The sequence below is a fragment of the Pseudarthrobacter sp. J47 genome, assembly GCF_049810315.1.
Classification (GTDB): Bacteria; Actinomycetota; Actinomycetes; order Actinomycetales; family Micrococcaceae; genus Arthrobacter.
This window is the reverse complement of record NZ_CP187358.1, coordinates 887,927-910,571: the sequence shown is the minus strand read 5'-3', so window position 1 is coordinate 910,571 and position 22,645 is coordinate 887,927. Positions and strand designations below refer to the sequence as shown.

18 protein-coding genes and 1 tRNA gene are annotated in these 22,645 nt (G+C 66.0%); 8 read left to right on the top strand and 11 right to left on the bottom strand.

What is annotated here, in order from left to right; all coding sequences use genetic code 11:
* Positions 1-98: 98 nt before the first annotated feature.
* The 5 genes from sucD to ACPJW8_RS04135 form a co-directional block, all read right to left on the bottom strand.
* The gene (gene sucD, locus ACPJW8_RS04155) at positions 99-1,001 is read right to left on the bottom strand and encodes a succinate--CoA ligase subunit alpha (RefSeq protein ID WP_330186561.1); all 903 of its coding nucleotides are present in this window, start codon (positions 999-1,001) and stop codon (positions 99-101) included.
* 30 nt (positions 1,002-1,031) lie between these two features.
* The gene (sucC, locus tag ACPJW8_RS04150; protein ID WP_330186560.1) at positions 1,032-2,201 is read right to left on the bottom strand and encodes an ADP-forming succinate--CoA ligase subunit beta; all 1,170 of its coding nucleotides are present in this window, start codon (positions 2,199-2,201) and stop codon (positions 1,032-1,034) included.
* Between the two features lie 223 nt (positions 2,202-2,424).
* The gene (locus tag ACPJW8_RS04145; protein ID WP_330187008.1) at positions 2,425-3,114 is read right to left on the bottom strand and encodes a hypothetical protein; all 690 of its coding nucleotides are present in this window, start codon (positions 3,112-3,114) and stop codon (positions 2,425-2,427) included.
* Between the two features lie 30 nt (positions 3,115-3,144).
* Positions 3,145-5,625 (bottom strand): DNA helicase PcrA, encoded by a 2,481-nt coding sequence (gene pcrA, locus ACPJW8_RS04140; protein ID WP_425256408.1) that lies wholly within the window; start codon positions 5,623-5,625, stop codon positions 3,145-3,147.
* 49 nt (positions 5,626-5,674) lie between these two features.
* On the bottom strand, positions 5,675-6,502 hold the full coding sequence (locus tag ACPJW8_RS04135; protein ID WP_330186558.1) for an inositol monophosphatase family protein: 828 nt from the start codon (positions 6,500-6,502) through the stop codon (positions 5,675-5,677).
* A 33-nt stretch (positions 6,503-6,535) separates the two neighbouring features.
* Here ACPJW8_RS04135 and ACPJW8_RS04130 point away from each other — a divergent pair, with 33 nt between their 5' ends.
* Entirely contained in the window at positions 6,536-7,186 is a 651-nt protein-coding gene (locus tag ACPJW8_RS04130; RefSeq protein WP_330186557.1) for a hypothetical protein, read from the top strand.
* Here the strand turns inward: ACPJW8_RS04130 and ACPJW8_RS04125 are convergent.
* Positions 7,168-7,932: a DUF998 domain-containing protein gene (locus tag ACPJW8_RS04125; protein WP_330186556.1), complete on the bottom strand. Its 765-nt coding sequence runs from the start codon at positions 7,930-7,932 to the stop codon at positions 7,168-7,170. The two genes, ACPJW8_RS04130 and ACPJW8_RS04125, sit on opposite strands and share 19 nt — an antisense overlap.
* Before the next feature lie 70 nt (positions 7,933-8,002).
* Between ACPJW8_RS04125 and ACPJW8_RS04120 the strand changes: the two genes are divergently transcribed.
* Together ACPJW8_RS04120 and ACPJW8_RS04115 are read left to right on the top strand one after the other, a co-directional pair.
* Positions 8,003-8,075, top strand: a tRNA-Arg gene (locus tag ACPJW8_RS04120).
* A gap of 1 nt (position 8,076) precedes the next feature.
* The gene (locus tag ACPJW8_RS04115) at positions 8,077-8,481 is read left to right on the top strand and encodes an NUDIX domain-containing protein (RefSeq protein WP_330186555.1); all 405 of its coding nucleotides are present in this window, start codon (positions 8,077-8,079) and stop codon (positions 8,479-8,481) included.
* On the opposite strand, the gene ACPJW8_RS04110 is transcribed toward ACPJW8_RS04115, so the two are convergent.
* Both ACPJW8_RS04110 and ACPJW8_RS04105 read right to left on the bottom strand, forming a co-directional pair.
* Complete coding sequence (locus tag ACPJW8_RS04110) at positions 8,478-10,379, bottom strand: ABC transporter ATP-binding protein (protein WP_330186554.1); 1,902 nt, start codon at positions 10,377-10,379, stop codon at positions 8,478-8,480. The two genes, ACPJW8_RS04115 and ACPJW8_RS04110, sit on opposite strands and share 4 nt — an antisense overlap.
* Entirely contained in the window at positions 10,376-12,040 is a 1,665-nt protein-coding gene (locus ACPJW8_RS04105) for an ABC-F family ATP-binding cassette domain-containing protein (protein WP_330186553.1), read from the bottom strand. Before ACPJW8_RS04105 ends, ACPJW8_RS04110 begins: the two co-directional genes overlap by 4 nt.
* A gap of 248 nt (positions 12,041-12,288) precedes the next feature.
* Between ACPJW8_RS04105 and ACPJW8_RS04100 the strand changes: the two genes are divergently transcribed.
* From ACPJW8_RS04100 to ACPJW8_RS04080, 5 genes are all read left to right on the top strand, one after another.
* Positions 12,289-13,023 (top strand): hypothetical protein, encoded by a 735-nt coding sequence (locus tag ACPJW8_RS04100; RefSeq protein WP_330186552.1) that lies wholly within the window; start codon positions 12,289-12,291, stop codon positions 13,021-13,023.
* A complete protein-coding gene (locus ACPJW8_RS04095) occupies positions 13,020-13,754 on the top strand; it encodes a hypothetical protein (RefSeq protein WP_330186551.1) in 735 nt (244 codons plus the stop codon). The genes ACPJW8_RS04100 and ACPJW8_RS04095 overlap by 4 nt, the downstream gene beginning before the upstream one ends.
* 226 nt (positions 13,755-13,980) lie before the next feature.
* Positions 13,981-14,796, top strand: a complete 816-nt coding sequence (locus ACPJW8_RS04090) for an amino acid ABC transporter substrate-binding protein (protein WP_330186550.1) — start codon at positions 13,981-13,983, stop codon at positions 14,794-14,796.
* Positions 14,797-15,456: an amino acid ABC transporter permease gene (locus tag ACPJW8_RS04085; RefSeq protein ID WP_330186549.1), complete on the top strand. Its 660-nt coding sequence runs from the start codon at positions 14,797-14,799 to the stop codon at positions 15,454-15,456.
* The gene (locus ACPJW8_RS04080; protein WP_330186548.1) at positions 15,443-16,213 is read left to right on the top strand and encodes an amino acid ABC transporter ATP-binding protein; all 771 of its coding nucleotides are present in this window, start codon (positions 15,443-15,445) and stop codon (positions 16,211-16,213) included. Before ACPJW8_RS04085 ends, ACPJW8_RS04080 begins: the two co-directional genes overlap by 14 nt.
* Here the strand turns inward: ACPJW8_RS04080 and ACPJW8_RS04075 are convergent.
* The 3 genes from ACPJW8_RS04075 to ACPJW8_RS04065 form a co-directional block, all read right to left on the bottom strand.
* Complete coding sequence (locus tag ACPJW8_RS04075) at positions 16,210-19,236, bottom strand: alpha-mannosidase (protein WP_330186547.1); 3,027 nt, start codon at positions 19,234-19,236, stop codon at positions 16,210-16,212. The two genes, ACPJW8_RS04080 and ACPJW8_RS04075, sit on opposite strands and share 4 nt — an antisense overlap.
* Positions 19,237-19,303: 67 nt before the next feature.
* Positions 19,304-20,203, bottom strand: coding sequence for a formate dehydrogenase accessory sulfurtransferase FdhD (gene fdhD / locus ACPJW8_RS04070; RefSeq protein WP_330186546.1), 900 nt, complete (start codon positions 20,201-20,203; stop codon positions 19,304-19,306).
* Positions 20,191-22,605 carry an FdhF/YdeP family oxidoreductase gene (locus ACPJW8_RS04065; protein WP_330186545.1) on the bottom strand — a complete coding sequence of 805 codons (2,415 nt, stop codon included), beginning with the start codon at positions 22,603-22,605 and terminating at the stop codon, positions 20,191-20,193. The genes fdhD and ACPJW8_RS04065 overlap by 13 nt, the downstream gene beginning before the upstream one ends.
* Positions 22,606-22,645 lie beyond the last annotated feature (40 nt).

The following is a 22,645-nucleotide window of genomic DNA, read 5'->3' as shown; positions in this document are numbered from 1 at the left end:
TTCCTTCCGTGTGGAAGGAACCGGCCGTCGTCGTAAGTAAATCCGGTGGTCGAGCTTGTCGAGACCGGGGTCTCGACAGGCTCGACCGCCGATGAGGCCTAGAGGGCTGCGTAAACTTCGCGCAGCAGCTTGGCGGTCTCCGAAGGCGTCTTGCCAACCTTCACGCCGGCAGCCTCGAGGGCTTCCTTCTTGGCCTGGGCGGTACCGGCGGAACCGGAAACGATGGCGCCTGCGTGGCCCATGGTCTTGCCCTCGGGCGCGGTGAAGCCTGCCACGTAGCCAACAACGGGCTTGGTGACGTTGGCCTTGATGAAGTCGGCTGCACGCTCTTCGGCGTCGCCGCCGATTTCGCCGATCATCACGATCGCCTTGGTCTCCGGGTCAGCTTCGAACGCGGCCAGGGCGTCGATGTGCGTGGTGCCGATGACGGGGTCCCCGCCAATGCCGATGGCGGTGGAGAAGCCGAGGTCCCGCAGTTCGTACATCATCTGGTAGGTCAGGGTGCCTGACTTGGAGACGAGGCCGATGGGGCCCTTGCCGGTGATGTTGGCGGGCGTGATGCCTACCAGTGCTTCGCCGGGGGTGATGATGCCGGGGCAGTTCGGTCCGATGATGCGGGTGATCTGCTTGCCGTCGGCGTCAACCTTGGACTGGGCCAGTGCCCAGAACTCGGCGGAGTCCTGGACCGGCACGCCTTCGGTGATAACAACAACGAGGCCGATTTCGGCTTCGATGGCCTCAACAACGGCGTCCTTGGTGAATGCCGGGGGGACGAAGACGATGGACACGTCCGCGCCGGTTTCGGCGATGGCTTCCTTGACGGTGCCGAAGACGTGGATGTCCTGGTCGCCGTGGACAACGGTGCTGCCGGCCTTGCGGGCGTTGACGCCACCGACGATGTTGGTGCCGGCCTTCAGCATCAGGGCGGTGTGCTTGGTGCCTTCGCCGCCGGTGATGCCCTGGACGATGACCTTGGAGTCTTTGTTCAGATAGATAGACATGTTTTCTTTCCTAGATCTCGACAGGCTCGATCAGCGGGCTGCGTTGGCGAGCTCGGCAGCCTTGTCGGCGCCCTCGTCCATGGTGGCGGCCAGGGTAACCAGCGGGTGGTTGGCCTCGGCCAGGATGCGGCGGCCTTCCTCAACGTTGTTGCCGTCGAGGCGGACTACCAGGGGCTTGTTGGCGGAGGAACCAAGCTCTGCCAGTGCGCCGACGATGCCCTTGGCAACGGCGTCACACGCGGTGATGCCACCGAAGACGTTCACGAACACGGACTTGACCTGCTCGTCGCCGAGGATGACGTCCAGGCCGGCGGCCATGACCTCAGCGGATGCTCCACCGCCGATGTCCAGGAAGTTGGCGGGCTTGACGCCGCCGTGGTTTTCGCCGGCGTAGGCTACGACGTCCAGGGTGGACATCACCAGGCCTGCACCGTTGCCGATGATGCCTACGGCGCCGTCGAGCTTGACGTAGTTCAGGTCCTGCGCCTTGGCCTTGGCTTCGAGGGGATCAGCTGCATCCTTGTCCTCGAGCTTGGCGTGGTGCGGGTGGCGGAAGTCGGCGTTCTCGTCGAGGGAGACCTTGCCGTCCAGGGCGACGATGTCGCCGGCGCCGGTCTTGACCAGCGGGTTGACCTCCACCAGGGTGGCGTCTTCCTTCTTGAAGACATCCCAGAGCTTGAGGATGACGTCGGCGACCTTGCCGCGCAGTTCCTCGGAGAAGCCTGCGGCAGCGACGATCTCGTCTGCCTTGGCCTGGTCGATTCCGACGGCGGGATCGATGGCAACCTTGGCCAGCGCATCCGGACGTTCGACCGCGAGCTGTTCGATTTCCATGCCGCCTTCAACCGAGCACATGGCCAGGTAGTTGCGGTTGGCCCGGTCCAGCAGGACGGAGAAGTAGTATTCCTCGGCAATGTCCGCACCCTGGGCAATCATCACCTTGTTAACGGTGTGGCCCTTGATGTCCATGCCCAGGATGTTGGTGGAGTGCTCCAGTGCCTCGTCCGCAGACTTGGCCACCTTCACGCCGCCGGCCTTGCCGCGGCCGCCAACCTTAACCTGTGCCTTGACGACGGTAACGCCGCCAATCTTCTCGGCAGCTGCTTTTGCTTCTTCAGGGGTGTACGCCACGATGCCGGCAAGCACGGGTACACCGTGCGCCTCGAACATATCGCGCGCCTGGTATTCAAACAGGTCCACGGTTTAGTGTCCTTCTACGTCGAAGTAGTTTCTGTACAGTCGGGCACCATCGAAGACGATGACCGGGCTGCGGAATTGCATGTGCCGCCAGGCCTGTTGGAAACGAGCCACGCGGCGTAATGCTCCATGGGGAACTCTAGTCCTTCGCGGGGACCAGCCCGACCTAGACTACCGGTTATGTGAGTAAGCACACTATTCTATGAAGCGTAGAAAAACCGCGCGATCACGGGGTTTTTGGGGCCGTTCCTGTGGCATCCGGGACGGCTGTGGGCTCCGCGGGCGGGGCCGAAAGAAGTTCGTATTTGTCCTTCGCCACGAAGAATCCAACACCTGCGGAGACGTTCCCGCAGGCCACGCCCCCGTTATAGGCGGAGCACCGCAGCCCGTTGCGTTCCAGGTTCTGCCCGTCAGGGAGCACCACCAGCTGGGAAATGGGTCCGCCTGCCTGCCCGTTGGGCCCGTATTCGGCTTCCATGCTGGTCACCCCTGTCCTGCATTCGCCGTACCGGGCGCTGTCCGGCAGTGCGATGGCCGTGCCGCCCAGGTACCCCATGTTGGTGCCAGCGCAGTCGCTGGTGACGTCCGCGGATTCAGGCTTGGGATAGCGGGCCAGTTCGCAGTGCGCCGCGGGAACGATGGGCAGCTTGTTGTTGGCGGAGTCTGCGTAATTGTTGGGTTCGTATGGAAGGTTGACGTGCTCGCCACGGACCGAAGTCAGAGAGCACACAATGTTGCGGTCTTCCGTCACAAAGCTCAGCAGGCCCTCCCCCGCGGAGTATGGCTCAGGGTCCGCCAGCGGCGCCTGGGCCAGCTGTTCCAGTGCCGGCAACGGGGCGGGCGGAACGTAGTTGGGATCCTCCTGGCTGATGCTGCAGGACGTTAAAGCCAACAGCACGACGGCGGCACCCGCCATCAGCGCGCCCCGCAGTGAGTGCCGCCGCACCTAGGCCTCGACTTTGGTCAGTGGCGCGTAACGGAGCAGCAGCCTTTTCTCCCCCACGCTGAACTTCACCTTGGCCACTGTTTTGTCTCCGGCGCCTTCCACCGCGAGCACGGTGCCGTTGCCGAAGCTGGTGTGGTTGACCTTGTCCCCCACACTGACGGCGATGACTTCCTTCTGCGGCTGCACGCGGTTCTTGGCAATGGCGGCCGGGACGTCCGCGTTGAAGCCCGCGTGCGAATCGGCGCCAGCGCCGCGCGCCGCTCCGGCTCCCCAGAACGAGCCGCTGTAGCGGTTGGAGCCAACGCCTGCACCGCTCCCCCAGCCTCCGACGCTGCGGCTGGTGCCCTCACGCTTCCACTCCACCAGGTCCCCGGGGATTTCCTCGATGAACTGGCTGGCGGGGTTGTACTGGCTCTGGCCCCACAGGTTCCGGACTTCCGAGCGGGTGATGTAGAGCCGCTTGCGGGCACGGGTGAGGCCAACGTAGGCCAGGCGGCGTTCCTCGGCGAGTTCCTTGGGGTCCGTGGCCGAACGGGAGTGCGGGAAGATGCCGTGCTCCATGCCGGTGAGGAAGACCACCGGGAATTCCAGGCCTTTGGCGGTGTGCAGCGTCATCAGCGTGACCACGCCCAGGCGGCGGGCTTCCGCGACGGCGGCTGCGGCCTCTGCCTCGGTGGCTCCCGGGGCGTCGGGGATCTGGTCAGCATCGGCAACGAGGGAAACCTGCTCCAGGAAGGCTTCCAGCGTTCCCTCGGGATTCTCCTGCTCGTATTCGCGCACCACTGCCACGAGTTCGGCGAGGTTCTCCACGCGGGATTCGTCCTGGGGGTCCGTGCTGGCGCGCAGTCCGGCCAGGTAACCGGTCTGTTCCAGGACGGCCTCCAGCGCTGCGGAGGCTCCGGAGCCGGCAGCCACTACGGCGAGGTCGTCCAGCAGTTTCACGAATCCCTGGACCGCATTCACGGACCTGGTGGCCATGCCGGGAGCCTGGTCCGCGCGCCGGGCAGCGGCCATAAACGAGGTCCGTTCGCGTTCCGCAAGCGAGGCAATGGCGCCTTCCGCACGGTCCCCGATGCCGCGCTTGGGTTCGTTGAGCACCCGGCGGAGGTTGACGTCGTCGTCAGGGTTGACCAGCACCCGCAGGTAGGCCAGGGCGTCCTTGATTTCCTTGCGTTCGTAGAACCTGGTGCCGCCCACCACCTTGTAGGGCAGGCCGACGCGGACCAGGACGTCTTCAATGGACCGCGACTGGGCGTTGGTGCGGTAGAAGATGGCAACGTCACCGGGGCGCAGGCCGTCCTCGTCCTGGAGCCTGTCGATCTCCTTGGCGATGAAGCGGGCTTCCTCGTGTTCGTTTTCGCCCACGTAGCCGATGATCTTGTGGCCGTCCCCCTCCGCCGTCCACAGGCGCTTTTCCGGCCGGTTGGGGTTGCGGGAGATCACCGAGTTGGCGGCGCTGAGGATGTTCTGGGTGGAGCGGTAGTTCTGCTCCAGCTTGATGGTGCGCGCCGTGGGGTAGTCCTTGGAGAACTCCACGATGTTCCTGATGTCCGCGCCGCGGAACGCGTAGATGGATTGGTCCGAATCGCCGACGACGGTCAGCTCGCTCGCCTGCTCACCCTCACCCACGATTTCGCGCACCAGGGCGTACTGCGCGTGGTTGGTGTCCTGGTATTCGTCCACCAGCACATGCCGGAAACGGCGCCGGTAGGACTCGGCGAGCGCCGGGAAGGCCCTGAACATGTAGACCGTCTGGGCGATGAGGTCATCGAAGTCCATGGCGTTGGCCTGCCGCAACCGCTGGGTGTAGCCCTTGAAGACCTGGGCCACAGCGGATTCGAAGGGATCGTTGTGGTTGGCCGAGGACCAGTAGGCGTCGTCGTCAATCAGTTCGTTCTTGAGCGCGGAGATCTTGTGTTGGATGGCCTTGGGCGCGAACCGCTTGGGATCCAGTTCCAGGTTCTTGGCCACCAGGGTGATCAGGCGCAGGGAATCCGCGGAGTCGTAGATGGAGAAATTGGACTTCAGCCCGACGTTCGCGGCTTCGCGGCGCAGGATCCTGACGCAGGACGAGTGGAACGTGGAGATCCACATGGCTTTGGCGCGGGGTCCCACCAGCGCCTCGATGCGTTCGCGCATCTCCGCGGCGGCCTTGTTGGTGAAGGTGATGGCCAGGATCTCGCCATGGTGGGCCCGCTTGGTGGCAATGAGGTAGCCGATCCGGTTACTCAGCACGCGGGTTTTGCCTGACCCTGCGCCGGCCACGATCAGCAACGGCCCGCCGGCGTGTTTGACTGCTTCTTCCTGCTGCGGGTTCAGCCCCTCCAGGAGCTGCGCCGCGTTGAGGGACGGCGTCCTTGCAGGCTCCGCACCACCGCCCAGTCCCGGCCCGTCCCCGGCGCTGAAAGCACGGGTCTGGGGGCGTGCGGCAGCACTGGGTGCGGCCTTGAAGGGGCCGTTGGAGTAAGGGTCAAACAACATATCCATGGTGTAGACAAGTCTAGGCGCTGGGTCAGACAGCGAAGGTCCGCTACCCCACCCGCCCGGTCTCGAGGGCCGCACGCAACTGGCGTACCGCCGTCGGGCTTCCGGCCATAAACCACTCCAGCCCGTTGATGGAGACGGTGTCCGTGGCCCCGCCGGAAGCCTCCACTATCGCTTTGCCCGGCAGCCAGTCCCATTCCGGGCAGCTGTGCTGGAACCAGGCGCCCAGCTCGCCGTCCGCCACCCGGCCGAGGTCGCAGGAACCTGAGCCGAGCATCCGCAGCGCTGCCGCTGAGACAGCCGCGGCGTGCCACGGCATGGCGCACATGGGGTCCGCCAGCCACAGCGGATGGATGTAGGTGGCCGCGCCGATTTCAGCCAGCGGGCGGTCGCCGCGGAGGCCATCGGCGCCGAACGTTGCCAGGGCCGAATCGTTAAGTGTTGCGGGCCGGCCCCTGCCGCCCAGCCAGAGTTTGTCCTCTTCCGGCTGGTAGATGGCGCCCAGCACGGTCCCGGCGGCGTCCTTCAGCGCAAGGGCCGAGCACCAGTAGCTGGAACCGTGCAGGAAGTTGTACGTGCCGTCCACGGGGTCGATCACCCAGGTCCGGCCGCTGGTGCCGGCGAAGGCCGCCCCTTCTTCCCCCAGCACTCCGTCGTCAGGCCGGCAGCGGCGAAGCTGCTCCAGCACATACGCTTCAGCCGCGTGGTCAGCGGCGGTTACGACGTCGGAAATTGAGGTTTTGCGTTCGCCCTGCAGGCCCGCCATCCGCATCAGGAGGGCCAGCTGGCCGGCTTCCCGGACCAGGGCTGAAGCGAGCGCGAAGTCGTCGAGGGCGGGATCAAGGTCAAGGGTGCTGTGCCTGCCGGTGGTCATGGAATCAGTCTAGGCGGGGCGATAATGGAAGCTATGGCCAAGACCCCAGCGCAGCGGATGAAGAAGCACGGCAACAAGGCTGCGGTGCCGCAGCATCACCTGCCGCCGGTCCTGAACCCCACCACCACCCGGACCCCGCAGAAGGCCGGCAGCAATGCCAGCCTGATCCTGATTGCAGGCGTGGTGGCCAGCCTTTTCCTGTTCTGGTACCTGCACCTGCTCACGCTCAACCAGCTCTCGCAGCTTTCCGGCGGCCTGGCCATGCCGGACTCACTGGTGGGCGGTTTTGATGCCGCCTACATCGGGCAGCTCCGCGATGCCATGGACAGTGACGCCCGCGGCCAGCTGAACTACGTGCACAAGACTGCCGGCGTCCTGTTCCCGCTTCTTTTCGGCTTCACGTGGCTGCTGCTGATCGGTACCAACGTTGCACGGAAGGTGCTGCGGTGGATCCTCTGGGCGGTGCCGCTGCTGTTTGTGGTGGTCCGCTTGTGGGGCAATGCAGTGATCGACGGCGTGATGTCCAGTGAAACGCTCGACGCCGGCCAGGTGGCCCTGGCGTCCGGCCTCACCGTTGCCGGCTGGGTACTGCTGGTGCTGAGCCTGCTGGCCGGTGGTGCCGCGGTGTTCCTCAACTCCGCAGGCGCCCGTTCACGGAAAGCTGCTCAGCCTCCCGCTGAATAGGCGGCAGCCCGCAACCGGGCCCGGTGCCGGTGGACGCGCCGTGCCACCACCAGTCCCGCAGCGGCCATGCCCAGCGTGACCGGGTAGGCCATCAGCCGTTCCAGCAGCCCGGGCAGCGGGACATTCATTGCGGTGATCCCGCCGACGGCCAGCGCTGCGAGGGAGACTGCCCCGCACCCCAGCAGGAACCACGCCCACGGGGTCTGCCGCAACCAGAGGAAGCCCAGCACCAGCAGCGCCAGCGCCCCGGCCAGGAAGTATGCCACGGCGCCGGCGAAATGCAGCGTGGATCCGGCATCTTCCGGGACCAGCCCCACCACTACCGTGCCTGCCCCGGCGGCCGCGGTAAGGACCCTGACGGCAACGGCGGCCCACCACGGACTGCGGTGGGCTGCGCCGCGGCCGGGGGCCACCAGCACTCCCGTCCGGGCCGCTACGCACAAAAGTCCGGAAGAGAGCAGCAGCGCGCCCAGCAGCATGCCCAGCCCCTGCACCACAAATGAGGCATTCATCAGCCAGTTCAGCGGCGAGCACACGTTCCGGCCATCGTAGATCCCGCAGTGCAGGGCGCCGAGATCGCTGATCAGGCCGGTGGAGCGGCTGTAGGGCGCCGGTCCGGCCCACGCACCGATCACCGCGGCCTCCGCCGCAAAATACTGCAGGACGCTCAGCACGGACCACGCTCCGATGTACGCCCGGGTGGACGCGGTGTCAGGGATATAGGCCACGGTGCCGGCTGGACTCATGGTTTGAGCGTAGTACCCCCGGTACCTTGTATGCTGGTATCCGTGCCCGGGCCGTTTCGCCCGGTCGCAGGCCCTCGTAGCTCAGTGGATAGAGCACGGCTCTCCTAAAGCCGGTGTCGTTGGTTCGATTCCAATCGAGGGCACTTGATCCCGCAGAATCCCCGCATTGTTGTCTCCGCCGTCTGCGTCTATGACGCCGCCGGTCGCCTGCTCACCGTCCGCAAACGCGGCACCACCAAGTTCATGCACCCGGGCGGGAAACCGGAAGCCGGCGAATCAGCTGTTGAAGCTGCAGCAAGGGAACTGGCCGAAGAAGTGGGCATTGTGATTGCCCCCGCGGACCTCACCCTGCTGGGCACCTGGATCGCGGACGCCGCCAATGAGGCCGCCACGGACATCGAAGCAACAGTCTTTTCCGCGCCGGGCGTCTGGGATGCCGTGCCGTCAGCGGAGATCGCCGAGATCCGCTGGCTGGATCTGGACGCAGCCCTGCCGGAAGACCTCGCCCCGCTCCTGACGGACCACGTCCTGCCGGCGCTGAAGGCCTAAGCCCCGGCGTCCTCGACGGCGGCCGTGGCCTCCGCGAACTGCGTCCTGTACAGCTCGGCGTACCTGCCGGACGCCGCCAGCAGGTCCAGGTGGGTGCCCCGCTCCACAATGCGGCCGTCCTCGACCACCAGGATGAGGTCTGCGGCGCGGATGGTGGAGAGCCGGTGGGCGATCACGACTGCGGTCCGGCCTTCCAGCGCGGCCCCCAGTGCCGCCTGCACGGCAGCCTCGTTGGTGGAGTCCAGGGCGGCTGTCGCCTCGTCCAGGATCACAACGCGGGGCTGGCCGATCAGCAGCCGGGCGATGGTGAGCCGCTGGCGTTCGCCGCCGGAGAGCCGGTAGCCGCGCTCGCCCACCACGGTGTCCAGGCCGTCCGGCAGTGAGCGGATCATGGGCTCCAGCCGGGCCTGCCGGATGGCTTCCCACATCTGCTCGGTTGTGGCGTCGGGCCTGGCGAGGCGAAGGTTGGAGGCGATGGATTCGTGGAACAGGTGGCCGTCCTGGGTGACCATGCCCAGCGTCGCGCGCAGGGCCTCGAACGTGGCGTCCCTGACGTCCGTCTCGTGGGTGCCGACGCCAAGGCGCACGGCTCCGGAGTCGACGTCGTACAGCCGTGAAAGCAGCTGGGCGATGGTGGATTTGCCGGCCCCTGAGGAGCCCACCAGGGCAACCGTCTGGCCCGGTTCCACGCGGAAACTGATGCCGTGCAGCACTTCCTCGCCGCCGCGGGTATCCAGGGTGGCAACGTCCTCCAGGGAGGCGAGCGAGACCTTGTCCGCGGCAGGGTAGGAGAAGCGGACGTCGTCGAACTCCACGGCAACGGGCCCCGCGGGGATGGCCACGGCGTCCGGCTTCTCCTGGATCAGCGGCTTCAGGTCCAGGATTTCGAAGACGCGCTCGAAGCTGACCAGGGCGCTCATGATTTCCACCCGGGCGTTGGACAGTGCGGTGAGCGGCGCGTAGAGGCGGGTGAGGAGCAGCGCCAGCACGACGACGTCGCCCGCGGCCAGCTGCCCCGTGATGGCGAACCAGCCGCCCAGGCCGTAAACCAGTGCCAGCGCCAGCGCGGAGACCAGCGTCAGCGCGGTGACGAAGGTGAACTGCAGCATGGCGGTGCGGACGCCGATGTCCCGGACGCGGCCGGCGCGTACCGCAAACTCGTGGGATTCCTCGTCCGGACGGCCGAACAGCTTCACCAGCGTGGCGCCCGGAGCGGAGAAGCGCTCGGTCATCTGGGTGCCCATGGTGGCGTTGTGTTCGGCGGCTTCGCGGCGCAGGTCCGCCAGCCGCGAACCCATCCGGCGGGCGGGGATCAGGAAGACGGGCAGCAGGATCATGGCCAGCAGCGTCACCTGCCAGGACGTGCCCAGCATGACCACCAGGGTGAGGATCAGGGACACCACGTTGCTCACCACGCCCGAAAGCGTCCCGGCGAAGGCGGACTGCGCACCGATGACGTCGTTGTTCAGCCGGCTGACCAGTGCGCCGGTCCGGGTCCTGGTGAAGAACGCGATGGGCATTTTCTGCACGTGGTCAAAGACTTTGGTGCGCAGGTCCAGGATGACGCCCTCACCGATGGTCGCGGAGAACCAGCGGCTCAGCAGCCCAACGCCTGCTTCGGCGACCGCGACGGCGGCGATCAGCAAGGCGAGCCGGACCACCTCTTCTGCCGCGGACTTGGCCACAATCGCGTTGACCACCTGGCCGGCAAGGACCGGAGTGGCAACAGCCAGGAACGCCAGCACCACGGACAGCAGCACAAAGGCGATCAGCTTCCCCCGGTGCGGCTTGGCGAAGCCCAGCACCCGCTTCAGGGTTTCCTTGGAGAACGGCTTGGAACCGCTCTTTGCCCGGGTGATGGTGTGCAGCGACCCCCAGGCCACCCGATCCATGCTCACAGCGTGTGTTCTCCGGTTCCTGCCAGGACTTCGGTGACCCTGCCGCCGTCCACATGCCAGTGGGTGTCCAGGCGTACGTTGGCCAGCAGGCGCCGGTCATGCGTCACCAGCAGCAGGGCACCGTCGTAACTTTCCAGGGCTTCTTCCAGCTGCTCGATCGCCGGAAGGTCCAGGTGGTTGGTGGGTTCGTCCAGGACCAGGAGGTTCACGCCGCGGGCCTGCAGCAGTGCAAGGGCGGCGCGGGTGCGCTCCCCCGGCGAAAGGGAGTCCACGGTGCGGCCGGTGTGGTCTGCCTTCAGGCCGAACTTGGCCAGCAGGGTGCGGACCTCGGCCGGGTTCATGTCCTTCAGGACGGCCTCGACGGCGTCACCGAGGAGCAGGTGCCCGGCCAGCAGTCCGCGGGCCTGGTCGATTTCCCCGATGGCCACGGACGCGCCCTGCGACGCTGCGCCCTCGTCCGGTTCCTGCACGCCCAGCAGGAGCCGCAGCAGGGTTGATTTGCCGGCTCCGTTGGGGCCCGTGATGCCGATCCGCTCCCCGGCGTTCAGCTGGAGGTTCACCGGTCCCAGCGTGAAGGCCCCCTGCCGGACGACGGCGTCACGCAGGGTGGCAACCACCGAACTGGACCGCGGGGCCTGGCCGATGCTGAACTGCAGCTGCCATTCCTTCCGCGGTTCCTCCACCACGTCCAGGCGGGCAATCCTGGATTCCATCTGCCGCACCTTCTGTGCCTGCTTCTCGGAGGACTCTGTGCTGGCGGCCCGGCGGATTTTGTCGTTATCCGGACTCTTCTTCATGGCGTTGCGGACGCCCTGGGAACTCCACTCGCGTTGCGTGCGGGCCCGGGACACCAGGTCTGCCTTGGTGGAGGCGAATTCCTCGTAGCGTTCACGGGCGTGCCGGCGGGCCACTTCGCGTTCGGCCAGGAAGGCCTCGTAGCCGCCGTCGTAGACGTTGACCGCGTTCTGGGGCAGGTCCAGCTCCACCACCGTGGTGACGCAGCGGGACAGGAACTCGCGGTCGTGGGAGACCAGCACCACACCGCCGCGCAGCCCGCGGACGAAGGATTCCAGCCGGTCCAGGCCGTTCAGGTCAAGGTCGTTCGTGGGTTCGTCCAGGAGGACGACGTCGAACCGGCTCAGCAGCAGGGCGGCGAGCGCAACGCGGGCGGCCTGCCCGCCGGAGAGGGCGGTCATGGCGGCGTCCGGCCCGGTTTCCAGGCCAAGGTCAGCCAGGGTGGCCGGAATCCGTTCGTCCAGGTCCGCGGCGCCGGAAGCCATCCAGCGGTCGAACGCGAGCGCGTAGGCGTCGTCAGCACCGGGAGCCCCGGATCCGAGCGCTTCGGCCGTTGCTTCCATGTCCGCGGTGGCCCGTTCGCATCCGGTGCGGCGGGCGATGTAGCCGGCAATGGTCTCACCGGGGATGCGGTCGTGCTCCTGCGGGAGCCAGCCCACGAAGGCGTCCGACGGCGCCAGGCTGACGGTTCCGCCCTGGGGCTCATCCACTCCGGCGAGCAGGCGCAGCAGTGTGGACTTTCCGGCTCCGTTGGCTCCGACGACTCCCACGACGTCGCCGGGGGCAACGGTCAGCGACAGTCCGCTGAAGAGGGTGCGGTGATCGTGGCCGCCGGCTAGGTCTTTGGCTACGAGCGTTGCAGTCATGGGTCCATCCTCTCACCGCCCGGCACAGCGGCCGCGTCCCCTGCGGAAGAAGACCGGGGGCAAAAACATCCGGGCATAGAAGAACCCGCTGGTCCGGACTTGGGGGGTGTACGGACCAACGGGTTCGACCATTAACTTTAGTCCACGTGGGCTGCTGCAGCAAATCAAGACTAAGATCATGTGAGTCATCGGGATCACCGGTCCCAGCCATCCTTCCGGACAGCCCGTCAAGGCAGAGAGCTTCGTTAATGCCACTTCCCGCCAAAGCGTTCCAGCGCTGGCTGCAGGGCATCGCCCCGGACACCAGCGCGGCCGACGTCTGCCGGGTATCGGGCATCAAGCGGACCACGCTGGCGCAGCAGATGGTCAGGGGCAAGGTGGCCGAAAGTACGGTGGTGGCCATCAGCCGCGCGTATGGCGTCAACCCCGTTGCGGCACTTGCCACCTTTGACGGGTTCCGGGTGCTGGCCCAGCCGGGGACCCCGCCGTCGGCCGAGGAACTGGTCAGCCAGGTTTCCACCACGGATCTGCTGCGCACCATCCTGGCCCGTTCAGCCACGGAGCCGGAGGGCACCGCCGTTGAGGCTCCCCCGCTGGACGCAGTCCCGCACAGCACCTCCGTGAAGAACTGGGTTGATGCCATTGACGACGGCGAACTCCGCCACCGCGTGGCCGCCGCCACCGGGATTGCTCCCCAGAACTATTCGGCGCAGCTGACGGCCAACCGGCTCACGCCTGAACTTGCCCTCGCCACTTCCGTGGCGGCAGGTGTTTGCCCCGCCACAGGCCTCGTGGCCAGCGGCCTGGTCACCGAGGTGGAGGCGGGCTGGCATCCGGGGGCCAGGCGTGCGGCGCTGAACAGCATGTCCGACGCCCGTTTGGTGGCGCTGGCGGGCGAGCGGCTACAGGCATTGGGGCGCACCCTGCGGCGCCAGGAGCAGGACCAGGAACAAACCGACATGATCTGGGAGAACCTAGGATGATAGCAACGCTCCAGTGGGTCACACTGGCGGTCTGCGCCGGCGTAACGATTGCCCGGTTGCCCAGCGCCCTGCGGCGCGAGAACCGGGCACTCTTTTACATCTTTGCCCTGCTGACCCTTGCCATCCTGCTCAGTATCGAGGCACCGTACCTCGCCATTGACGGGGTGCTTGGCGGGGTCAATGTTGCCAACCTCGTTTTGCGTTTCGTCATCTTCGGGGCCATCTTCTTCGTCGGCGTAAAGATTGCCAAGGGCTTCGGCGCCAAGAGGGAGTACGCCCTGCTGACCGGCAAACCCGGCATGATTGCACTGGCCGTCTGCAGTATCGCCGTGATTGGCACGTTCCTCCTTATGGACACTTCCGGTTCCTCCGCGGGTCTGGTCCAGGTGGCGGCCAAGAGTGACTCCAACGCAACCCTGGTGGAGTACTACGGCGCCGCCGGCCGGTTGTATCCCTCGTATGTGGCAGCTGTCCTGGTGCCCGCCATGTTCGGTGCCGCCGCCAGGAACCTGCCCTGGCTGGTCCGCGTCGGTGCCCTGCTGCTGGGCATAGGATCGGTGGCCATCATCCTGACCCTGTCCTTCCCCTGGCTGCCGCCTGCCCTTGGCCCGGCCGAATTCGTCACGAATTACACAGCCATCCTGTGCTACGTGGTGGGCCTGACCCTGATCTGGATTGCCAAGCTCCGCACAGCCCGCCAGCGAAGCAAAAAGTCATTTACCAAAAAGTAACCTGCAGTACTTTCACAAAATCATTAGAGACTGGCATAATCATGAATGTGTGAAAGCGCCTGAGCCGATGGTGTTGCGAACGGGGATAATTTCTTGCACCTGTGCGAGCTTTCACGCACATTGGGGGGATGAGTGGTGGCGGGCCGTTGGGGACCCGCCCCCACTCAGCCTGTTTAACGGCCCCTTTGAAACGAACCCGCCGTGTGTCCGTGGCTAAGATGATTTTATGAAGAGCCACCACTCCCGCCGTACGGCGCTTGCAAGCATCCTGGCCGCCACAGCTTTGGCGCTGACCGCGTGCGGCGGCCCGTCCGGCCCTGCTGAAAGCGGAGGGGACACTTCCCTCTCCGACGTGAAGTCAAAGGGCGAGATCGTCTTCGCCACCGAAGGCACCTACCGGCCGTTCAGCTTCCACGCGGACGGCGCAGGCGAGCTCACCGGCTTCGACGTCGAAATTGCCAAGGCCGTTGCAGAGAAGATCGGCGTGAAGGCCAGCTTCCAGGAAACCCAGTTTGACGGCATTTTCGCCGGCCTGGATGCCAAGCGCTTCGACGCCATTGCCAACCAGATCTCCATCACTGACGAGCGCAAGGGCAAGTATGATTTCTCCACTCCGTACACGATCTCCACGGGAGTGATCGTCACGAAGGAAGAGGACAACTCCATCACGGGCTTCGAAAGCCTCAAGGGCAAGACCACCGCGCAGTCCCTGACCAGCAGCTTCTACAAGATGGCAGTGGACGCCGGCGCCAATGTCCAGGCCGTTGAAGGCTGGGCCCAAAGCGCCACGCTGGTCCAGCAGGGCCGCGTGGATGCCACGGTCAACGACAAACTGACGTACCTCGATTACGCCAAGTCCACGCCTGACTCCGGGCTGAAGATCGCCGCGGAAACCACCGAGAAGACCGAAAGCGCGTTCACGTTCCGCAAGGGCTCCACGGAACTGGTGGCAGCAGTGGACAAGGCGCTGGCGGACCTCGCTGCAGACGGCACCCTGGCAGGCATCTCAGAGGAATACTTCGGCGCGGACGTCACCAAGTAGATGGACTGGGATCTCGTCTGGAGTTCCTTCGGACCGATCATCAGCGGGGCCATCACGGGGACCATCCCGCTGACCCTGGCATCCTTCTCCCTGGGGCTGGTCCTGGCGCTCCTGGTGGCGCTCATGCGGTTGAGCCCCAACGCCGTCCTTTCGGCGGCCGGCCGCTTCTACGTGTCAGTCATCCGTGGCACTCCCCTGCTGGTGCAGCTCTTTGTGATTTTCTACGGGCTGCCCAGCATGGGTGTGCGGTTGGATCCCTGGCCCAGTGCCATCATTGCGTTCTCGCTGAACGTGGGCGGCTACGCGGCTGAGATCATCCGTGCCGCCATCCTGTCCGTACCGAAGGGCCAGTGGGAGGCCGGGCACACCATCGGCATGTCCCGGCCGCAGACCCTGGTGCGGATCATCCTGCCGCAGGCCGCCAGGGTATCGGTCCCGCCACTGTCCAATACCTTTATCTCCCTGGTCAAGGACACGTCCCTGGCCTCGCTCATCCTGGTGACTGAGCTGTTCCGCAACGCCCAGCAGATTGCCGCCTTCAGCCAGGAATTTATGGTCCTGTACCTGCAGGCGGCCCTGGTCTACTGGGTCATCTGCCTGGTTCTGTCCACGGGCCAGTCGGTCCTGGAAAAGAGATTGGACCGCTATGTCGCCCACTGAATCCGTCCTTTCCGCCCGCAGCCTGGTGAAGTCCTTCGGCAGCAATACGGTGCTGCGCGGCATCGACCTGGACGTGCGCACCGGCCAGGTCGTGGCGCTGATCGGCCCCTCGGGTTCCGGCAAGACCACTGTGCTGCGTTCACTGAACGGGCTGGAGATTCCCGACGGCGGCACTGTCGCCTTTGCGGGGACGCCGGCGCTCGCCATCGACTTCGCCACACCCATCAGCCGGAAGGACCTGGCTTCCCTGCGGGACCGCAGCGCCATGGTTTTCCAGCACTACAACCTGTTTCCGCACATGACCGTGCTGAAGAACATCATCGAGGGCCCTGTCCAGGTGCAAAAGCGTTCGCGTGCGGAGGCCGTTGCGGACGCCGAGCGGCTGCTGGAACGCGTGGGCCTGGCAGACAAGCGCGATGCCTATCCCTTTGAGCTTTCAGGCGGCCAGCAGCAGCGCGTGGGCATTGTGCGGGCCCTGGCCCTCAAGCCCCAGCTGCTGCTGTTCGACGAGCCGACGTCCGCCCTGGACCCCGAGCTTGTGGGCGAGGTCCTTGGCGTCATCAAGGAACTCGCGGAGGAAGGCTGGACCATGGTGATCGTGACCCACGAGCTGGCCTTCGCCCGGAGCGTCGCCGACGAGGTCATCTTCATGGATGGCGGTGTGGTGGTGGAGCGGGGGCCCGCCGCCGAGGTGCTGCGCGCACCCCGGCAGGAGCGGACCCGCCAGTTCGTGCAGCGGCTCAACCACGACGTCTAGCGGCTGAACCTCAGGGTCACCAGCTGGAAGGGGCGCAGTTCAAGGCGCGCCTCCTCCTGCATCGCGGTGACTCCCGGAGCGTCCACGGGCCTCTCCAGAAGGTCAACCGGCACAATGCCCTGCACCGGGAAACCTGCCGTAATGCTGCCGGCCGAGCGCTCCCCCAACGATTCGTAGAGCCGCACAATGACATCGTCTGAGCCGTCCCCGGCCAGTTTCACGGCCTCGATCACCAGCGCCGGGTTATCCACCGTGAACAGCGGCTCCACGCCGTGCGCGCCCTGGACGGTCCGGGCCGGCAGGTTGGCCAGGTAGCCCTCTTCCACTGCCTCGGCGATACCGGCCCCCGGCCGGATGGTGACGGTCAGCTCGTGCGAGCCCTGGTCCGCCGTTGGGTCCGGGAACTTCGCGGCACGCAACAGGGACAGCCGCACCGTGGTGGTGGTGCCGCCGTCGTCCCTGACATTCCTGGTGACATCGTGGCCGTAGGTGGAGGAATTGGCGATGGCCACCCCGTACCCGGGCTCGCCCACATGGATCCAGCGGTGCGCGCAGATCTCGAACTTGGCTGCTTCCCACGAGGTGTTGACGTGGGTGGGCCGGTAGACGTGGCCGAACTGGGTTTCGGAGGCCGACCTGTCCGCACGGACGTCCAACGGGAAGCCGAGCTTGAGCAGTTTCTCGCGCTCCTGCCAGTCCACGCTGGTGGTGATGGCCAGCGACCGGCTCCCGGCGGCCAGCGTAATGCGCTGGGTGACGGGGGACTTTCCGGCCACCCGTTCCACCACCACGACGGCGGCCCCGGGCTGCTGCTCCACCGTCAGGCTTTGCGCCTCCCGGATGCTGGTGACGTTGCGCCGGTAGAACTCGTCGATGTCCCAGGCGTCCCATTCGTTAGGGGTATCCCGGTGCAGCTCCAGGTGGTTGCCGAACTGGCCGGGCGCTATGGCCTCGCGTCCGGTGGCGTGGTCCCGCAGCGAAACCAGCAGGCCGTCGGCGTCGAGCCTGGCGCGGATCAGGCCGTTGTCCAGCACCACCGAGCCGTTGCTCAGGCTGACCGTGACCCCATCAGCGTCCCCGGACGGCCCGGCAACGCCCAGTGCCGCCACCCCGTCGCGGGCGTGGGGCGCGGCGTTGAGCAGCAGCCGGGTGGTCCCGGCACCGGTGAGCGCTTCCGCGGCTGTGGCGATGATGGCTTCAAGGTCCGTGGCGATCGCTGCATAGTTGCGCTCGGCGTCCTGGTGCACCCAGGCGATGGAACTGCCGGGCAGGATGTCATGGAACTGGTGCAGCAGGACAAGCCGCCAGAGCCGCTTCAGCTCCGCAGCCGGGTACTCGTAGCTGCCGGCACAGCGGACGGCTGCGGTGGTGCACCAGAGCTCGGCCTCGCGGAGGAGATGTTCGCTGCTCCTGTTGCCCTTTTTGGTGCGGGCCTGGCTGGTGTACGTGCCGCGGTGCAGCTCCAGGTACATCTCCCCCACCCACACGGGCAGGTTGCGGTATTCGTCCCGGGCCTGCCGGAAGAAGCTTTCCGGAGTGCCGATCCGGACCTTGGGCGAGCCTTCAAGGTTGGCGGTGCGGTGCGCGGCAGCCAGCATTTCGCGGGTGGGTCCGCCGCCGCCGTCGCCATGGCCAAACGGCACCAGCGAGGTGTTGCCGCGGCCGTGATCCCTGTAGTTCCGCTCCGCATGGGCCAGTTCGCGGCCGCTGAGTTCGGAGTTGTACGTATCCACGGGCGGGAAATGCGTGAAGAGCCTGGTGCCGTCGATGCCCTCCCAGTTGAAGGTGTGGTGCGGCATCCGGTTGACCTGGTTCCAGGAGATCTTCTGGGTGAGGAACCATTGGCTTCCGGCGGCCTTGACGATCTGCGGCAGCGCTGCGGAATACCCGAAGGAGTCCGGCAGCCAGGCCTCCTGGCAGTCCACGCCGAACTCGTCCAGGAAGAAGCCTTTGCCTTCGGCGAACTGCCGGGCCATGGCCTCGCCACCAGGCATGTTGGTATCCGATTCCACCCACATGCCGCCCACCGGGACGAACTGGCCCGTGGCAACTTTTTCCTTGATGCGGCGGAACAGGTCCGGGTAGTACTCCTTGATCCAGGCCAGCTGCTGGGCGGAGGAACAGGAGAAGACGAAGTCCGGGTGGTCGTCCATCAGTGCCACCACGTTGGAGAACGTCCTGGCGCATTTGCGGATGGTTTCCCGGATGGGCCACAGCCACGCGGAGTCGATGTGGGCGTGGCCTGTGGCAACCAGCTGGTGCGCCGAGGGATAAGCGGGCTGCCTGAGTACCTCTTGCAGTGCCTGCCTTCCGGCGGCAGCCGTCCCCCCGACGTCGTCAGGATCCACCACGTCCATCATGTCCTCGAGTGCCCGCAGGATCTGGTGCCGCCGCGGCTGCTCCATGGGCAGCTGGTGCATCAGCCCGTGCAGCGTCCAGATATCCTGCTGCAGCTCCCAGACAGCCTGGTTCAGCTCGGCGATGACAATCCGGCCAAGGCGGTACTGCGGCGCACTTCCCGCGGTGGACTTGTCCCCATAGGGCGTGGCCGCGAACGTCCAGCCCTGGGCAACGTCCGGGTTGGCGGCCGCCTCAACATAGAAGTCGATCGCCAGGCCGGACCCCAGGAGCTTGAGGGGGACGTACTGGTTCAGCGGCGAAATGGCCTTGATGATGCTGCCATCCGGGCGCCAGGCAATGCCCTCGCACTGGAATCCTGGCGTCTCCCTGGTAAAGCCCAGGTCCACCACAATTTCGACGGCGGTACCCGGCTCAGTGCCCCAGTCCGGCGGCACCTCGCCCTGGAGCCGCAGCCAGGTGGTGCTCCACGGCTTGCCCCAGGCAGCGCCGTGGTCCTGCGGCAGGAACTCCTGGCGGAGGGCTTCGGCCACCGGCACAGGTTCGCCCGGGACCTCCCAGCTGCTCAGGTGCAGCGGCGTGGTCCGGGCGTAGACGGCTGGGGCGATCCGTTCCCGCATAAACCGGTCAAGACGGACTTCCGTGAGCCGGCGGTCATCATGCAATGTATAGCCTCATTAGCTTGCTGGAACCGCAATTTTCGCGTCCATTCGATGGACAAAATCTACTGTCTCAGCCGGCAATATCCAAGCTTGGCCCCGGAACCGCGGCAGCAACAGGCGCCGCAATCCGCTGCTGGCCGGCGTAAACGTTCAGGCTGCTGCCGCGGCTGAAGCCCACCAGCGTCATTCCCGTGGAGTCGGCCAGTTCCACGGCCAGGCTGGAGGGCGCGCTGACCGCGGCGAGGACGGGAATTCCGGCCAGGGCGGCCTTCTGGACCAGCTCAAAGGAGGCCCGGCCGGAGACCTGCAGCACCAGGTTATGCAGCGGCAACAGCCCCTCGCGCAGCGCCCAACCCACCACCTTGTCCACGGCGTTATGGCGTCCCACATCCTCGCGGAGGCAGAGAAGCTGCACGCCGCCGTCGTCATCAATCCTGAACAGGCCTGCCGCGTGCACGCCTCCGGTGGCCTCGAAAACACTCTGCGCTTCACGGAGCCGGTCCGGCAGGGAGGCCAGCACCGCGGCCGGAATCACCATGCCCTCCCCCTGCGGCTCATGGTGGGAGGACTTCCGGACGGCGTCGATTGAGTCAGTCCCGCAGATCCCGCACGAGCTGCTGGTGAAGACGTTCCGCCCGCGCTCCGGAAGCGCCACGTCCGGGCGCAGCTGGGCTTCCACCACGTTGAAGGTCTGGACCCCGTCTTCGTCTTCGCCCGCGCAAAAACGCATGGACACCAGCTGCTCAGGTTCCCAGATGACACCCTCGGACACCAGGAAACCGGCCACCAGGTCAAAGTCGTCACCGGGCGTCCGCATGGTCACGGAGAAGGACATCTGGCCCAGCCGGACCTCCAGCGGTTCCTCCACGGCCAGGACGTCCTCCCGGTTGCGGATGGGAAATTCGACTGCGGCCGGCGAACCGTCCAGCAGGTACTTATGGATCCGGCGGCGTTGGGTTACGCGTCCCACTGTTGCCTCGCTTCTTTGTTCTGGGGCTCTACAGCGTCGCTTGTTGTCCCGCTGGTTGTGTTGTTCGATGTCCCGTGGGGGGTGCTGCCGTCCCCGCCGTGGCGCACGAACCGCACGGTCATGGCCTTGAAGCCCGGCGTGTTGGACTCCCTGGCCACCAGTTCCCGGTGCACCAGTGCATTGGCCTCCGGGAAATAGGCTGCGGCGCAGCCCCGGGCCGTGGGGTAGGCAATGAGGTGGAACCTGTCCGCCCGGCGTTCGCTGGCCTGGCCGTCACTTCCCGTGAACGTGGAAATAACGTCCACCAGCTCGCGGTCCTCGAAGCCCAGGGAAGACAGGTCGGCGGGGTGGACCAGGATCACCCGCCGGCCCTCACTGATCCCCCGGTACCTGTCGTCCAGGCCGTAGATGGTGGTGTTGTACTGGTCGTGACTGCGGACGGTCTGCAGGATCAGGTGGCCCGGCGGTGCCTCGAGGTACTCCAGCGGGCTGACCGTGAAGCGCGCCCGCCCGATGTCCGTGGCGAAGGTCCGCGTGTCCCGGGGCGGGTTGGGCAGCACAAAGCCGTTGCGGTCCCGGATCCGCCGGTTGAAGTCCTCAAACCCGGGAATGACGCGGGAGACGTGGTCCCGGATGACGTCGTAGTCAGTGGCCATTGCCTTCCAGTCCACCGGGTGGCTGCTGCCCAGTGTTGCCTCTGCCATCCGGGCGACGATCACCGGCTCGCTGAGCAGGTGGTCAGAGACAGGCTTGAGCCTGCCCTGGGTGGAGTGCACCACGGACATGGAGTCCTCAACTGAGAGGAACTGCCTGCCGCCGGGGTGTTTGTCGTCAGTGTCGGTGCGGCCCAGTGTGGGAAGAATCAGGGAGGTTTTGCCGTGGACCACGTGGGATCGGTTGGGCTTGGTGGAAATGTGGACGGTGAGCCCGGCTTTCCTCAGACCTGCTTCGAGGGGCCCGGAATCCGAGCCCGCCGCCACGAAGTTCCCGCCCATGGAGACGAACACGTCAACGTCACCGCGCTCCAGCGCCGCCTGCGTTTCCACCGAGTCGTAGCCGTGGGCGCGCGGTACTGCCAGGCCGAACTCCTTGTCCAGCGCGGCCAGGAAAGGCTCCTTTGGTTTCTCCCAGATGCCCATGGTGCGGTCGCCCTGGACGTTCGAGTGCCCGCGGACCGGGCAGGCGCCGGCACCGCGCTTGCCGAAGTTCCCCTGCAGGAGCAGGACGTTGATGATCTCGCGCAGCGTATCCACGGAGTGTGGCTGCTGGGTCAGGCCCAGGGCCCAGCAAATGATGGTGGCCTTGGACGCGGCCATCATTTCCGCCAACCGCGTGATCTCGCTGCGGCCCAGCCCGGTGGCACGGCGCGTCTCCTCCCAGTCGATGGTGCTGCGGGCCATCTTGTAATGCTCGAAGCCGTCAGTCTGTGCGGCGATGAAGTCATGGTCGACGACGGAACCCGGGTTCAGTTTGTCCGCTTCCAGGAGCAGGTGGCCCAGCGCCTGGAAGAGGGCCAGGTCTCCACCCACCTTGATCTGCAGGAAGTCGTCGGCGATGGTGGTTCCGTTGCCCACCAGGCCAAACACCGACTGTGGGTCTTTGAAGTTCAGCAGTCCCGCCTCCGGCAACGGGTTCACGGCAACCACTTTGCCTCCGTTGTCCTTGCAGTCGCGCAGGGAGGAAAGCATCCGGGGGTGGTTGGTGCCCGGGTTCTGCCCCACCACCAGCACCAGTTCAGCCGCGTGGATGTCCTCCAGGGACACCGTGCCCTTGCCGATCCCGATGGTCGGGTTCAGTGCCGAGCCGGAGGACTCATGGCACATGTTGGAGCAGTCCGGGAGGTTGTTGGTTCCCAGGCTCCGGGCGAACAGCTGGTACATAAACGCTGTCTCGTTGGCGGTGCGGCCGGAGGTGTAGAAGACGCAGCGGTCCGGCGTCGTAGCGTTGATGCGCTCGCCGATCAGGCTGAAGGCGTCCTGCCAGGTGATGGGTGAATAGTGGGTATCCCCGGGCCTGATGACCACCGGTTCGGTGATCCGGCCCTGGCTGCCCAGCCAGTACTCGGTCTTCGTTTCGAGTTCAGCGATGGAGTGCTTCGCCCAGAATTCGGGGGTGACTACGCGGGTGGTGTTTTCCTCGGCGATTGCCTTGGCACCGTTTTCGCAGAATTCGGCAGGCTTCCGCTTTCCCGTGATCGACTCCGGCCAGGCGCAGCCGGGGCAGTCGAACCCGCTATGCTGGTTCACCCTCAACATGGAGCGCACCGTGCGGGTTACACCGGCCTGGGACACCCCGCGTTCCATGGCGACGGCCACGGCTTTGAGGCCGGCCGCGCTTGTCTTGGGCTCGTGGACATCAAGATCATCTTCGTTGATGTCCTGTTGGGGTGGTTGCCTGTGCATACTTCCATCATTGCAAGCTGATCATCCAGGCGCCACCATG

What these genes read in the sequence shown, in the direction of transcription:
- ACPJW8_RS04095 (WP_330186551.1), top strand. Translation starts at nt 13,020, where the DNA reads ATGATAGCAACGCTCCAGTGGGTCACACTGGCGGTCTGCGCCGGCGTA.
- ACPJW8_RS04090 (WP_330186550.1), top strand. Translation starts at nt 13,981, where the DNA reads ATGAAGAGCCACCACTCCCGCCGTACGGCGCTTGCAAGCATCCTGGCC.
- ACPJW8_RS04100 (WP_330186552.1), top strand. Translation starts at nt 12,289, where the DNA reads ATGCCACTTCCCGCCAAAGCGTTCCAGCGCTGGCTGCAGGGCATCGCC.
- ACPJW8_RS04145 (WP_330187008.1), bottom strand. Translation starts at nt 3,114, where the DNA reads ATGGCGGGTGCCGCCGTCGTGCTGTTGGCTTTAACGTCCTGCAGCATC.
- ACPJW8_RS04080 (WP_330186548.1), top strand. Translation starts at nt 15,443, where the DNA reads ATGTCGCCCACTGAATCCGTCCTTTCCGCCCGCAGCCTGGTGAAGTCC.
- ACPJW8_RS04105 (WP_330186553.1), bottom strand. Translation starts at nt 12,040, where the DNA reads ATGACTGCAACGCTCGTAGCCAAAGACCTAGCCGGCGGCCACGATCAC.
- ACPJW8_RS04135 (WP_330186558.1), bottom strand. Translation starts at nt 6,502, where the DNA reads ATGACCACCGGCAGGCACAGCACCCTTGACCTTGATCCCGCCCTCGAC.
- ACPJW8_RS04125 (WP_330186556.1), bottom strand. Translation starts at nt 7,932, where the DNA reads ATGAGTCCAGCCGGCACCGTGGCCTATATCCCTGACACCGCGTCCACC.
- sucD (WP_330186561.1), bottom strand. Translation starts at nt 1,001, where the DNA reads ATGTCTATCTATCTGAACAAAGACTCCAAGGTCATCGTCCAGGGCATC.
- ACPJW8_RS04085 (WP_330186549.1), top strand. Translation starts at nt 14,797, where the DNA reads ATGGACTGGGATCTCGTCTGGAGTTCCTTCGGACCGATCATCAGCGGG.
- pcrA (WP_425256408.1), bottom strand. Translation starts at nt 5,625, where the DNA reads ATGTTGTTTGACCCTTACTCCAACGGCCCCTTCAAGGCCGCACCCAGT.
- ACPJW8_RS04065 (WP_330186545.1), bottom strand. Translation starts at nt 22,605, where the DNA reads ATGCACAGGCAACCACCCCAACAGGACATCAACGAAGATGATCTTGAT.
- ACPJW8_RS04130 (WP_330186557.1), top strand. Translation starts at nt 6,536, where the DNA reads ATGGCCAAGACCCCAGCGCAGCGGATGAAGAAGCACGGCAACAAGGCT.